9 protein-coding genes and 1 pseudogene are annotated in these 13,098 nt (G+C 72.5%); 1 reads left to right on the top strand and 9 read right to left on the bottom strand.

Features of this window, described 5'->3' with window-relative positions:
- Nucleotides 1-27 precede the first annotated feature (27 nt).
- The 4 genes and pseudogenes from ACZ6TD_RS29620 to ACZ6TD_RS29605 form a co-directional block, all read right to left on the bottom strand.
- On the bottom strand, nt 28-633 hold the full coding sequence (locus ACZ6TD_RS29620) for a response regulator transcription factor (protein ID WP_471343070.1): 606 nt from the start codon (nt 631-633) through the stop codon (nt 28-30).
- Nucleotides 634-773: 140 nt separating this feature from the next.
- Nucleotides 774-1,430, bottom strand: coding sequence for an AMP-binding protein (locus ACZ6TD_RS29615; RefSeq protein WP_471343069.1), 657 nt, complete (start codon nt 1,428-1,430; stop codon nt 774-776).
- 136 nt (nt 1,431-1,566) lie between these two features.
- Nucleotides 1,567-2,418: pseudogene (locus ACZ6TD_RS29610) on the bottom strand (AMP-binding protein); the annotation flags it as partial.
- A gap of 190 nt (nt 2,419-2,608) precedes the next feature.
- Entirely contained in the window at nt 2,609-3,874 is a 1,266-nt protein-coding gene (locus ACZ6TD_RS29605; protein WP_471343068.1) for a M6 family metalloprotease domain-containing protein, read from the bottom strand.
- A gap of 321 nt (nt 3,875-4,195) precedes the next feature.
- Here ACZ6TD_RS29605 and ACZ6TD_RS29600 point away from each other — a divergent pair, with 321 nt between their 5' ends.
- Complete coding sequence (locus tag ACZ6TD_RS29600) at nt 4,196-6,241, top strand: putative bifunctional diguanylate cyclase/phosphodiesterase (RefSeq protein WP_471358145.1); 2,046 nt, start codon at nt 4,196-4,198, stop codon at nt 6,239-6,241.
- 2 nt (nt 6,242-6,243) lie between these two features.
- Here ACZ6TD_RS29600 and ACZ6TD_RS29595 read toward each other — a convergent pair whose 3' ends face one another.
- From ACZ6TD_RS29595 to ACZ6TD_RS29575, 5 genes are all read right to left on the bottom strand, one after another.
- Nucleotides 6,244-7,371: an LLM class flavin-dependent oxidoreductase gene (locus ACZ6TD_RS29595; protein ID WP_471343067.1), complete on the bottom strand. Its 1,128-nt coding sequence runs from the start codon at nt 7,369-7,371 to the stop codon at nt 6,244-6,246.
- A gap of 230 nt (nt 7,372-7,601) precedes the next feature.
- Nucleotides 7,602-9,476: a phospholipase C gene (locus ACZ6TD_RS29590; protein WP_471343066.1), complete on the bottom strand. Its 1,875-nt coding sequence runs from the start codon at nt 9,474-9,476 to the stop codon at nt 7,602-7,604.
- A 170-nt stretch (nt 9,477-9,646) separates the two neighbouring features.
- The gene (efeB, locus tag ACZ6TD_RS29585) at nt 9,647-10,867 is read right to left on the bottom strand and encodes an iron uptake transporter deferrochelatase/peroxidase subunit (RefSeq protein WP_471343065.1); all 1,221 of its coding nucleotides are present in this window, start codon (nt 10,865-10,867) and stop codon (nt 9,647-9,649) included.
- Nucleotides 10,864-12,111, bottom strand: coding sequence for an EfeM/EfeO family lipoprotein (locus ACZ6TD_RS29580; protein ID WP_471343064.1), 1,248 nt, complete (start codon nt 12,109-12,111; stop codon nt 10,864-10,866). The genes efeB and ACZ6TD_RS29580 overlap by 4 nt, the downstream gene beginning before the upstream one ends.
- A gap of 149 nt (nt 12,112-12,260) precedes the next feature.
- Complete coding sequence (locus tag ACZ6TD_RS29575; RefSeq protein ID WP_471343062.1) at nt 12,261-13,016, bottom strand: maleate cis-trans isomerase family protein; 756 nt, start codon at nt 13,014-13,016, stop codon at nt 12,261-12,263.
- Between the last annotated feature and the right edge of the window lie 82 nt (nt 13,017-13,098).

The raw sequence follows: 13,098 nt of genomic DNA, 5'->3' as shown, positions 1-13,098 counted from the left end.
GAGCGCGCGGGGACGCCGTGCGCCGTGTTACAGCCAGCCCGCCTCGCGGGCGATCCGGATGGCGTCCACCCGGTTGCGGGCGTCCAGCTTGGTCACGGCGGACGTCAGATAGTTGCGCACCGTGCCCACCGACAGGAACAGCTTGGCCGCGATCTGCGCGGAGTCCTCGCCCTTCGCGGCGAACCGCAGGACCTCCAGCTCCCGTGGGGTCAGCGGCTGTGGGCCGTCGTCCAGGGCGGCCAGCGCGAGCTGCGGATCGATCACCCGCTCGCCCTTGGCGACGGCGCGGATGGCGTCGCTCAGCTTCTCCGGGCTGCTGTCCTTCAGCAGAAAACCGGAGACACGGGCGGCCAGCGCCCGGCGCAGATTTCCGGGGCGGCCGAGGCTGGTGAGCATCATGGTGCGGCATTCGGGAACGGCGGTGCTCAATTCGGCCGCGGCGGTGAGCCCGTCCACACCCGGCAGATCGATGTCGAGCACGGCGACGTCCGGGCGGAGTTCACGGGCGCGCGGCAGGATTTCGGCGCCGTTGGAGAATTCGGCCACCACGTCGATATCCGGTTCGAATTCCAGCAGGGCCACCAGTGCCTTGCGCAACATATGCATGTCTTCCGCGATCAGCACCCTGACCATGCCGCCCCCTGCTTTCCCCGCCCGTCCTCACCCCGCATGGCGATTATTCCCCCGCCCTCTCGGCCATTCCATCGATTCGCGGGCAAATACGCCCGTCGAACGCCCATCCCGTAGCGCGCACGCGACCGCGCGCCCCCCTTTCACGCCGCACCACCCCGGCAGGGCTCACCGATCCCCGGCCCGAACTCGGCGTGCAGGGCGCGCACTTCACCCCGCAGATAGCGCTCGCGCAGCAGGGCGCGCCGTACCTTGGCGGTTCCCGCCCCGCGCACGGTGCCGGGGCGCACCAGCAGCAGCGCGCCGGTCTCGACCCCGAACTCCTCCGCGATCCGGGCGCGGATCCGGGCCGCCAGCCGGGGCAGCCCGGTGCGCGCCCCGCCCGCCGTACGGACCACCTCCTGGACGACCACCAGCGCGCCCGCGCCGGGCCCGGCGCAGAACACCCGGGCCGACCCCAGCGCCTTCGCGCAGCCCAGCAGTTCGCGCTCCACGTCCTGGGGATGCAGCGTGTGGCCGTCCACCAGGAGGGCGTCGCGGACCCGGCCGGCCATCCGGAGCCGGCCGTTGACCGTAAGGCCGAGATCGCCGGTGCGCAGGAAGCCGCCAGGACCCTCGGCGACGCGGGCGGCGAACAGCGGCGCGGTGTCCGACGGACCGCCCCAGTGCCCGGTGGCGACGGCGGGACCGCGCACCCAGATCTCCCCGGGCGCCCCGTCCGGCAGCCATCGCCCGGTCAGCGGGTCCACGACGGCGAAGTCCGCGCCCGGCACCGGTGCGCGCCCCGTGGCCAGCGGCACCGGCGCCCCCTCGGCCGGGACGTACCCGGCCACCAGGGTGCCCGGGCGCAGGCCCAGCGGGGGCGCAGCGGTGGGGGAAGGCGGCCATGGTCCCGGCCGAGACCGGCTCCCCGGCGTTCAGCGCGGTCCGCCAGCGGGAGAGGTCGAGCCCGGCCGGTGGCTCGTCGCCGAGGAGGGCGGCGCAGCGGGCGTGCAGGATGTCGGGCGCGAGGGTTTCGGTGATGCCGTGGCGGCTGATGGCGCGCAGCCAGCCGAGCGGATCGGTGCGGTACGGCTCCGCCGGAAGCGTCACGGCGGTGGCGCCGAGCCATAAGGGGTGCAGCACCTGCCCGATCAGCCCGGGGGTGTGGCGGCGGGGCAGCCAGCCGCCGATCCGGGAGCGGCGGTCGGTGCCGAGCGTCCGCCGCAGCCCGGCCATGGCCGCCGTAAGGTTGCCATGCGTCAGCAGGGCGCCGCGGGGGGCGGTGGCGGGCCCGGAGTCGTAGGCGAGCAGCGCGAGGCTGTCGGCGGTGGTGCGGACGGGGGGCCGGGGCGCGTCGGCGCAGGCGCCGGGGCGGAGTCCGTCGACGGCGAGGCAGGTCAGACCGGCGCGGCCGATTCGGGAGAGCCGGCGGGAGGTCTCGGTGGCGTGGGCGGTCTCGGTGAGGACGAGGGCCACGGCGGCGTCCCGGACGATCGAGGCGGTGCGCTCGGCATCGGTCCGGGAGGCGGACGGCGCGGGCACGGGCACCGCGACGGCCCCCGCGTACAGACAGCCGAGCAGCGCCACCGCGGCGCACGGACCGGGGTCCATGGCGAGCAGCACCCGGCGGCCGGCGGCGTCCCGGGCGCGCAGCCAGGCGGCCACGGCGTCGGCGCGGGCGTCGAGCGCGGCGTAGGACACGCGGTGTTCGGTGCCATCGGCGGCGGGGTGGGCGAGCGCCGTGCCGTCGGGGCGCCGGAGGGCCCGTTCCTTCAGGGCCTCGGCCAGATTCGCGTGTCGCGGCATTCTCAACTCCCGGGCGCCCGACGTCGAAAAGGGGCCCACAGTCTCGAAGCGGCACCTCGAAGCCGACTTGATCAACGGTGAGGAGCGCACCCCGGTCCTCGGCGGGGGTCCGTCAGCGGCCCGGTCTGCTTCACCGGCGCGGGTCCGGCAGCGGCCCGCCGGGCCATCGCGGCCCCGTCATCAGCCGTCATCAGCGCGCCCGGCGGTTGACCCGGACGGTCCAGCCCCCGTCGGCGGCACGGCCCGCCACCGTGATCCGTACGGCGTCCTCCTTGACCGACATGCTGTCCCCGGCGCCGAGCGGGGCGTCGGCGAGTTCGGGGTAGACCGACTCGTTCCAGCAGGCGGAGGTGGCGGGGTGGCCGTCCAGCACCTGGACGGGGCCGTCGCCCGACGCCTTGTCGTTGTGCACGCGGTAGACCAGCACACCCTCGGTGCAGGTGCCCGCGTCGTTGCCGCGGGCACCGCGCGCCTCGATGGCCAGTGCGGTGGTGGGCCCGGTGCGGACCACGACCAGCCGGGTGCGGGTGTCGGCGCCGGACCGGCCGCGCGCCATGGGGGCGGCGAGGGGCTGGAGGGTGTATCGGCGCGGTCCGGTGGCGCGGTCGCAGGCCACCTGGCGCGCGCCGAGCCAGCCGAGCTTCCACTTGTGCCAGCCCAACGGATCGGGTGCCATGCCGAACTGGCTTCCCATCAGGTCCCAGTCGCCGACGTAGGTGTCCCATTCGGCGTTGCCGTCGGTGTCCTTCGGCCGGTGGTAGAGGTCGGGCAGGTCGAAGACATGCCCGGTCTCATGGGCCAGCACATTGCGGTCCGGTGGATGGTGCTCGAAAACGGTGACCAGGCGGCGCAGATCGACACCATCCGCGCGCAGTGGCTTTTCGAAGTTGACCACTTTCGTCGCGTCGGCGTCCACGCCGGGGGCGTCGGGGTCGGCGACCAGATAGACGAGGTCGTAGCGGGCGAAGTCGAGGTGCGGATCGGCGGCCGCGATGGCGTCGCGCAGATAGGCGGCGCGGCGCTGGGCGTTCCAGTCGCGCTGTATGGCGTACGCGGTGGAGCGCTGGGGCATGGTGATCCAGCGCCGCAGCGGATGCACCCGTAAGCGGAACTTCCCGTAGGAGGCCCTTTTGAAAAAATTGGGGGTCGCGGGAATGTGGTCGGCGGCCAGTTGGGCGGGGGTCACCCGGGGCCGCGCGTCCGGGAAGGACAGGAAGACCATCGCCGCGTCCAGGCGGCGGACCGGGCGCGGATAGCGGGAGTTCCAGGTGTCCAGGCCCTCCGAGTGGTGGGCGTCGGTGCGTTCCAGGTCACAGGGGCCGCCGGGGCCGGCGGCGACGGCGGGGCCCGCCACCACGGTGGTCGCGATGAGCGCGCTCAGCGAGGTGAGCAGGGCTCCGGTCCGACGCAGCCGAGGCTGCCGGTGCACCCCCTCGGGTACCTGAGGACGCACCATGTCGACCTCCCGGGCGTAGTCGGAACACCCACTCCACCCTGAGGTGAATGTGCGGGGTACGCCCTGTTGGGTTGGGCTGGTCGAGTGAAGAGGCCGCGATCCGGGTACGTAACAGACGGTCACAATCGGTCAGAGCGGCTGTTGGCCCGCGCAGAGTCGAACAGATACGACCAAACACATTGTCAAGGCGGCGGTGAGCGCGATGACATCGATGGAACGCCCAGATTACGAACCCCTATGATCGGCACATTTCCAGCGGGGAATCCCCCTTCAGGCAGGCACTTACGGTCGGCCCGGCACCCGGTGTGAGACATGCACAAGATGTGTACGAACAACCTGGACACAACAAACGCCACGCGGGAGCGAGCGGTGAGCGGAACCCCCGACGGGCAGGGACGCGCCCCGGGCGCGACACTGCCGACGATCACAGAGCGTGAGGCCATGCCGAGCGTCCTCCCGGTCGCGGAGGACCCCGGCGCACCCCGTCCGGCCCCCGGCGCGCCGTCGGTCCTGGGCACGCCCCCGGCCCCCGGCACGCCCCCGGGCGCGGGGCACCCAACGGGGCACACACCAACGGGGCATACCACCGGGCCTGCGGCGGGCCATACGGCCGGGCCCACCACCGGGCATACCACCGGTCCCACGACCGGTCCCACGACCGGTCCCACGACCGGCCCCGCGCCCGGCGACTACCGCGCCGCCTTCAATGTGGCGCGCCTCGCCATGGCCGTCGTCGACCGCGAGGGCAGGGTGCTCGACGCCAACCCCGCCCTCGGCGCCCTGCTCGGCACCGATCCGGCCCTGCTGATCACCCGCAGCGCGGCGGACCTGGCCGATCTGCGCGAGGATCCGCGCACCTGGCGGGAGTACCAGGACGTCCTCGGCGGCCGTGCGGCGCGGCTGCGCCGTACCCGGCGGCTGCGGCGCGCCGACGGTCATGCCCTGTGGGCCGAGATCACCGTCGAGCCCGCCCCGGACAGTTGCAGCCTGCTGCTGTCGATGGCCGACATCAGCGACCAGCGGGACCTCCAGGGGCGGCTGCGCCATCTGCAGATGCACGACCCGGTGACCCGGCTGCCCAACCGCAGCCTCTTCTTCGAGCGGATGACCAGGGCGCTGGAGGCGGCCACCTACGACCACGAGGGCACCGGCCGGATCGGGCTCTGCTATCTCGACCTGGACGGCTTCAAGGCGGTCAACGACACCCTCGGCCACCGGGTGGGTGACCGGCTGCTCGGTGCGGTCGCCCAGCGGCTCACCGACTGCGCGGCGCCCGGCGGCCATCTGGTGGCGCGGCTCGGCGGGGACGAGTTCGCCCTGCTGGTCCGCAACTCCACCGGCACCGAGCAGCTGTGCGACCTCGCCCGGACGGTGCTGGCCGCCCTGCAGGAACCGTTCGACGTGGGCGGACAGCGGCTGTCGGTGTCGGCGAGCATCGGCGTGGTGGAGCGGCCCGCGGCCGGCACCCACACCACCTGGCTGATGCAGGCCGCGGACACCACGCTGTACTGGGCGAAGGAGGACGGCAAGGCGCGCTGGACCCTCTTCGACCCGGAGCGCAACGCCCATCGGATGACCCGGCAGGCGCTGTCCAGCACCCTGCGCCCGGCGGTCGAACGGGACGAGTTCGTGCTCGACTACCAGCCGCTGGTGGGGCTGGGCGACGGGGTGGTCCGGGGGGTGGAGGCGCTGGTGCGCTGGGACCATCCGCAGTTCGGGCGGCTGTCGCCGAACCGGTTCATCCCGCTGGCCGAGGAGAACGGCGCGATCGTGCCGCTGGGCCGGTGGGTGCTGCGCACCGCCTGCCGCCAGGCCCGGGCCTGGCAGTTGGCCGAACCGCCGCATCCGCTGGTGGTCAGCGTGAATGTGGCGGTCCGCCAGGTGTGGGACTCCGATCTGGTGGCCGATGTCGGCGCGATCCTGGCGGAGACCGGGCTGCCGCCCCATCTGCTCCAGCTGGAGCTGACCGAGTCGGCGGTGATGGGGTCCACGGGGCGTCCGCTTCAGGCGCTCCAGGCGCTCAGCGACATGGGGGTGGCCATCGCGATCGACGACTTCGGGACGGGCTACTCCAACCTCGCCTATCTCAGCCGGCTGCCGGTCTCCACGCTCAAGCTGGACGGCTCGTTCGTCCAGGGGTTCCGGGCGGAGGAGCATCCGAATCCGGCCGACGAGACCATCGTCGAGGCGCTGGTGCAGCTCGCGCACCGGCTGGGCCTCACGGTGACGGCCGAATGCGTGGAGAGCGCCGAGCAGGCGGAGCGGCTGAGGCGGATCGGCTGCGACACGGGACAGGGGTGGTTCTACTCCCGTCCGGTGCCGCCGGACCGTATCCAGGCGATGATCACCTGCCCGGCGCCGGGTTAGAGCTACGCCTCCGTCTGCGCCGTCGGCAGATCGTAGGCGTCGGCGATCAGCTCGTACGAGCGCAGACGGGCGTCACGGCCGTGGGCATTGGCCGTGATCTTGACTTCGTCCGCTCCGGTGCGCTTGATCAGCCCGTCGAGCCCCTCGCGGACCTGGTCCGGGCTGCCGTACTCGACATTGGCGAGCCAACTGTTGATGAAGTCGCGCTCGATCTCGTTGAACTCGTACGCCTCGGCCTCCTCGGGCGTCGGCACCAGGCCGGGGCGTCCGGTGCGCAGCCGGATCATGGCCAGCGCGCCGGTGAGCACCTGGCGGTGGGCCTCCTTCTCGTCCTCGGCGGCGAAGGCCGAGACGCCGATCGAGGCGTACGGCCGGTCGAGCACGGCGGACGGCCGGAAGGTCTCGCGGTAGAGGTCGAGCGCGGGGACGGTGTTGGCCGCGGAGAAGTGGTGGGCGAAGGAGAACGGCAGGCCGAGCATCCCGGCGAGCCGGGCGCTGAACCCGCTGGAGCCCAGCAGCCAGATCGAGGGCCGGTCGGCGGACTGGACCCCGCCGGGCACGGTGCCCTGCACCGGCCCCGGCACCGCGTGGATCCGGGCGTACCGGTGGCCGTCGGGGAAGTCGTCGTCGAGAAAGCGGGTCAGCTCGGCGAGCTGCTGGGGGAAGTCGTCGGCGCCCTCGCGCAGCCGCTCGGTGCGGCGCAGCGCGGCGGCCGTGGCCCCGTCGGTGCCGGGCGCGCGGCCGAGGCCGAGGTCCACCCGGCCGGGGGCGAGCGCCTCCAGGGTGCCGAACTGCTCGGCGATGACCAGCGGGGCGTGGTTGGGGAGCATCACCCCGCCGGAGCCCAGCCGGATCCGCTCGGTGTGCGCGGCGAGATGGGCGAGGATCACCGCCGGGGAGGAACTGGCGACCCCGGGCATGGAGTGGTGCTCGGCGACCCAGAAGCGCTGGAAGCCCCGGCGCTCGGCGAGCCGGGCGAGCTCGGTGGTGGTCCGCAGCGCCTCGGCGGCCGTCACCCCGCTGCCGACGGTCGCGAGGTCCAGCACCGACAGGGGCACCGGTGCGCTGCCGAGGGGCCGGGCCCGGATGGGGTCGCGCTGGTCGTCTCGCCGGTCCTGCTCATCGGCCACGGTGGCCCGCCTCCCTGGTCGCGCTGCGGTGCGCGCATGTCGTGTGCGTCTGCGGCGCTGCGCCGCGACGCCTCTACGTCTACCGCCGACGTTCAACCGGAGAAAGGCTCCGCTTTATTCCCGGCCCTCGTTCCCCGGTCTCCGGTGAACGGCCGGGCCCGCCGCCACCTGGGGAGGAGGTGTGGCGGCGGACCCGACGGCGGTGTGCCGCGCGCTCGCGCGGAACGGGCCTAGCCCGCGGTCCGCGCGGTGCGGCGGCGGTGGAGGGCCAGCGCCGTACCGGCGCCGCCGAGCACCAGCACACCCGCGGTGAGGCCGATGGGCAGGGCGGCGGAGATGCCCTTGTCGTCGGCGAGCCGCCGGGTGGTCAGGGCGTCGGGGGCCGCGGCGTTCACGATCGGGGCGTGGGCGGCCAGGGCGGAGGTCGTGTAGTGACCGGCCTTGTGGACCGACGCGACCGAGCCGTCGGACTTCAGCAGCACCTGGGTGTTGTTGGGGTGACGGAAGTCGAAGAGCCCGGAGAGGGTGTTCGCCCGGCGGTCGAAGGAGGCGTCACCGATCCGGCCGGTGTGCCAGTTGTCCTCGATGAAGCGGGTGATCGAGGTCTGCTCGGTCTGGGTGTGGTCGACCTTGTTGGACTTGCTGAAGGGCGAGATCACCAGCAGCGGCTGCCGGGGGCCGGGGCCACAGCGGTCCTGGTAGCCGCCCGCGGGCTTCGGAGCGGACTGGCAGGCGGGGCTGTCGGTGGCCTTGCCATGGGAACCCGTGGTCGTGTCGGCCGACCCGTTGAGGGGCTTGGCGTAGGCGTGGTCGTACCAGCCGTCGCTGTCGTCGTACGCGACGACGATCGCGGTGTCCTTCCACTGCGGCGACTTCTGGATCGCGTTGATCCGCTCGACCAGGAAGTGCTGCTCGTCGACCGGGTCGGAGTAGGCGGCGTGGCCGTCCTGGTACTCGGCGGCCTTCAGGAAGCTGACGGACGGCAGATGGCCCGTCCTGAGCGCCGCGTCGAAGTCGGTGAGGTCGTAGTTGTGGTTGGCCCGGCCGCTGTGGCCGATCTCCTGGACGTTCTTCGGCGGGAGGTGATGCGGGTTCGCCGTGGACTTGTAGTACTGGAACGGCGCGTGGTGCGGGCTGTAGTCCACCGAGGCGGCGCCGCCGACGTTCTTGTGGGTGGTGCCGGAGCACTTGGCGTAGTGGTCCTGCTCACCGTCCCAGGCGGTGCTGGGGCGGAAGCCGCCCTGGAACCAGCCCCAGCTCACACCCTTGGCGTTGAGCAGATCCCCGACGTTCCGGCCCTGCATCCGGGCCAGGGCGTTGCCGCTGGTGTGGTCCTTGTTGGAGCAGTCGTCGAAGGCCGGGTCCGGGTCATTGATCATCGTGCCGACGCCCTTGGCGTCCGGTGAGGCCACCGTGTACGCGTCCGGCTTGTCGGTTTGCTTCGGGTTCTCGGTGGAGGACGTGGGGTCGGTGGAGATCACGCCATGGGTCTGACCCGAGATCAGCTCCAGCGCTCCGGGGGTGGAGGGGCCGTAGGCCGAGCTGAAGGAGCGGTCGCTCATCGCGTAGTGCTGGGCGTAGTTCCACAGGCCGGTGACGGTGTTCCCGTCGTAGTAGTCCATCACCAGACCGGGCTCGCCGAACAGCCCGGTGCACTTGCTGACCTCGGTGTTCTCCACGAACTTATCGGCCTTGCCGCCATTGGCGGCGTACTGCTCGGGGCCGTAGGAGTGGTTCTGGTCGCAGGTCATGGCCTGGTCGCTGCGCAGCCGCTTGGGCTTGTAGAGATTGGGGTTCTTCTCCAGCAGCCCGGCGTGCGCCAGGGTGTCGATGTCCTTGGGGGTGTCCTTGGCCGGCGTGAACCTGGTGCCGTCCGTGTTCGCCGCCTTGGGGTAGGTGCCGAAGTAATGGTCGAACGAGATGTTCTCGTCGAAGATCACCACCACATGCTTCACCGGGGTCGCGGTGTGGTCGCCCTTGGCGGGCGCGGCCCATACGGGGGCCGCCCCGCCCACGGTCGCCAGGGCCGCGGCGCCGGCCAGGGCACCCCAGTGCGTGACCCGGCCACGCCGTCGGCCGCCTTCGGATCCTGCCGTGCCGCCCATGCCATGCCTCCACATGATTCGCGTTTCACGCCTGCGCCTGATCCTGTGCCGCGGGCAGGACTCTCCGATGGAATCCATGGAGGCGGCCGAGTGAATAGAGGGTCAGAAGAATCCAAGGAACTCTTGAGGTGTTCTTGACCGGATGGTGGGGCGACGTTCAGGACGGACCGTCAGGACAGAAGGGTCCGTCCCAGCCAGTCGGAGCGGTCCCGCACCCCGGGGAGCGCGAAGAAATAGCCGCCGCCGAAGGGGGTGATGTAGTCCACCAGCGGCTCCCCCGCCAGCCGCTTCTGCACGGTCTCGAACTGGCGCTCGAGGTCCTGCTGGTAGCAGCAGAACAGCATCCCCATGTCCAAGTTGCCATTGCCGTCCATGCCCCGGTCGTAGTTGTAGGCACGACGGAGGATGCGCTGGTCCTCGGTCCGGGCGGTGCGCGGATTGGCCATCCGTATATGGCTGTCCAGCGGAATGACGTCGCCCTTGGGGTCCTGTGCGAAGCGCGGGGTGTCGAACTCGTGCTGACCGTCCAGCGGGGCGCCGGAGTCCCGGCTGCGGCCGAACATGCGCTCCTGCTCGCTGATCGACACCCGGTCCCAGAACTCCACCAGCATCCGGATCAGCCGGATCACCTGATAGCTGCCGCCGGTCGCCCAGGCGGGCTCCCCGGAGTGGGCACCCACCCACACCAGACGGTCCATCGCCCGGGCGTCCCGGGTGTCCGGGTTGGCGGTGCCGTCCTTGAACCCCATGTGGTTGCGCGGGGTGCCGGACGGGCGCGGCGGGCTGACGAAGCCGTCGATACGCCAGCGGATCTGCAGCGCGCCCCGGGTGTGCCGGGCGATGTCGCGCAGCGCGTGCAGCACCGTGTCCGTGCTGTCGGCACACAGTTGGAGGCTCAGATCGCCATGGCACCAGTCGGGGTCGAGGTCGTCGTCGGGGAAGGACCGCATCGCGTGCAGCCGCCGGGGCTTGCGGTCCCGCAGTCCGTAGCGCTCGTCGAAGAGCGAGGCACCCACGCCGACGGTCGCGGTCAGCCGGTCGGCGGCCACCTGGGGGCCCAGGGTGCCGGAGTCGGCGGGCGGCGCGGTGATCCCGACCGGGTCGGGGGTGCCTCCGGCGGTGAGGAAGCGGCACCGCTCGGTGAGCGCACGGAAGGCGTCGGCCAGTTCCTCGCGCCCCTCGGCCATGGTGTCGAGCGCGATGAACGCGGTGGCCCGCTGGGGCGGGGTGAGGATGCCGGCCTGATGGGTGCCGTGGAAGGGGACGCGGGTGGGCCTCTTCTCCGGCCCGTCCTCCTTCGCGGCCGCCGTGCCCGCGGCCGCGCCCGCCATCGCGCCGACCGTGCCCGCGGCAGCGCCCAGCAGAAAGCCCCTGCGCAGCACCTCGCTCACCGGGTCCTCCGCACATCCATCAGCGCCGCCACCTGGGCCAGCCGCTCCACCAGCGCGCCCGCGTCCGCGTTGAGCCGCTGGCGCCCGGTGCGGCTCAGCCGGTCCAGCGGGGTCCAGCGGTCGCCGTGGTGTGAGCGCTCCAGGGTCCGCTCGGTGCGGTCCAGGTCGCTCTTCAGCTCGGGCAGCCAGGAGGCGCGGGGCTTCAGCAGCGGCTCCAGCCGGCGCAGCACGGCCCGGGTGCCGTCCAGGTTGGCCCGCGCGGTGGCCAGGTTGGTGCCGCTGCCGTAGTCGGTGCGGCCGGTCAGCTCGAACTGCACGGTGTTCTCCATGATCTCGTGCGCCCGCAGGCCCAGGTCGGCCGGGTCCATCCGTACCTGCGGCCAATCCTTCCGCAGCTCTCGGACGTCCTCGGCGAGCCGGTCGGCGACCGGGCGCAGTGAGCTCGCGGACTCGCCGTGCCACAGGCCGTACTCGAGGCGGTGGAAGCCGGTGAAGTCCGGGTCACGGACTCCGTCGGGCAGCCCCGCCGTGGTGCCGTTGATGGCCCCGTCGGCGTCGCCGAAGGTGCCATAGGCGGCGCCCATCCGCTCGTACATCAGATGGGCGGGCAGCCAGGCCGCACGGGCCGTGGCCAGGTCACCGCAGTGGATGGCCGAGCGCAGCGCGTCCGTGCGCCGCACCAGCTCGTCCATCCGGCCCGCCACCCACTTCTGGTAGGCGATGGTCGGCGGAATCAGATCCTGCTGGCTGACCGGGACCACGGCCGGTCCACCGCCCCGCGCCGGTCCGGGCACGGTGACGGTGGGCCCGGTGACCGCGTCCGCGTCCTCGGGCAGGCAGACGAAGGCGTAGGAGCCCCCGCCGAGCGTGACGCTCAGCGGTCTGCTGGTGCCGGGGCCCAGGCCCTCCACCTCTCCGTAGACGGCGCCGTTCGCCGGATCGGTGAGATAGACCTCGGCCGGTCTGCTGGAGGTGTTCCGCAGCTCGAACACCTGCTTGCCACGGGCGGCATCGGTCCAGCCACGGCCGCAGCCGCCCTCGGACACCTCGACGGAGGTGTGCCGCAGCCCGTCCGATGCCTTCAAGGGCGAGCTTCCGCTCGTGGAGGGGTGCGCACGAGGGCTGTCCGAGGAGCCTCCGCCGACCGCCAGCACGCCGATTCCGACGGCCGTGGCCACCGTCACCGCACCGGCGACCAGCAGATGACGTGCCGGCGGGACCGGGGAGAGATGTTGGCGACGCACGGCTGCATGCTAGGCGCAGTCCGATAAGCGGAATGCACTGATGGCCAAAGAGCTGCATGGAATTCCGCCGGGGTTCAGCTCCCCGTCACCGACTCCTCGGGACCTTCGGCGCGCCCGCCTGCGGCCGCGCCACCCGCCGCTGTCCCCCGCTATCCGCCGCTCCGGGCGAAGAGCGTGCCCAGCCGGTCATGGACCGGATCGCGGCCCAGCAGCCGCAGCCCCTCCCAGACCGTGACCTGGTTGGCCGTGAGCACCGGCTTGCCCAGCTCCGCCTCCAGATCCGGAATCCAGGCGGCGGTGTGCAGGGCGGTGTCCGGCAGGAGCACCGCCTGGGCCTCGGGGTGGTCCCCGGCGCGGCCCAGCTCCAGCACCTCCTCCCGGCCCCAGGTGCCGACCTCCGCTGCCGTGATGATCCCGCTGCCGCGCATCGAGACCACCTCGGCGCCGGCCGCCTTCAAAAATGCCCGGAAGTAGTCGGCGACGTCCTCCGGGTAGGTGGCGGCGATGGCCACCCGGTCGGCGCCGAGCGCCTGCACCGCGTGGGCGAAGGCGAAGGAGGTGCTGGAGGCGGGCATCCCGGCCGTCTCGCTCAGCTCGCGCACCTGCTCCTTGGCGCCCTCCCAGCCGAAGACGAAGCTGGCGCTGGTGCACGCCCACACCACGGCCCGGGCGCCGCGCTCGGCGAGCTCGGCGACACCGGCCGCGAGACGGGCCGCCGACCCCATCTCCAGCAGGGCGTCCACCCGATGGGCGTCCTCACCGATGTCGGTGTGGACCAGCGGAAGCCGGACGTCGCCGCTGTCGCCGCCGAGCATGCCTTCCAGGCGCGGGTATTCGTCCTCGGCGGAGTATCCGGGGTAGAGAAAGCCCACCGTGTCCGGGGCCGGGTGCGTCGAGTCCACCATGACTGCCTCCTTGACTGGCGGCCCCCGCGAGCGCCGCCCCTGCACTGCTGTCACTTCTCCTACACCGCCGACGCCCGGCGGG

This window comes from Streptomyces yongxingensis (genome assembly GCF_055597465.1).
The sequence above is the reverse complement of the archived record's forward strand: the minus strand, read 5'-3'. Positions and strand labels throughout refer to the sequence as shown.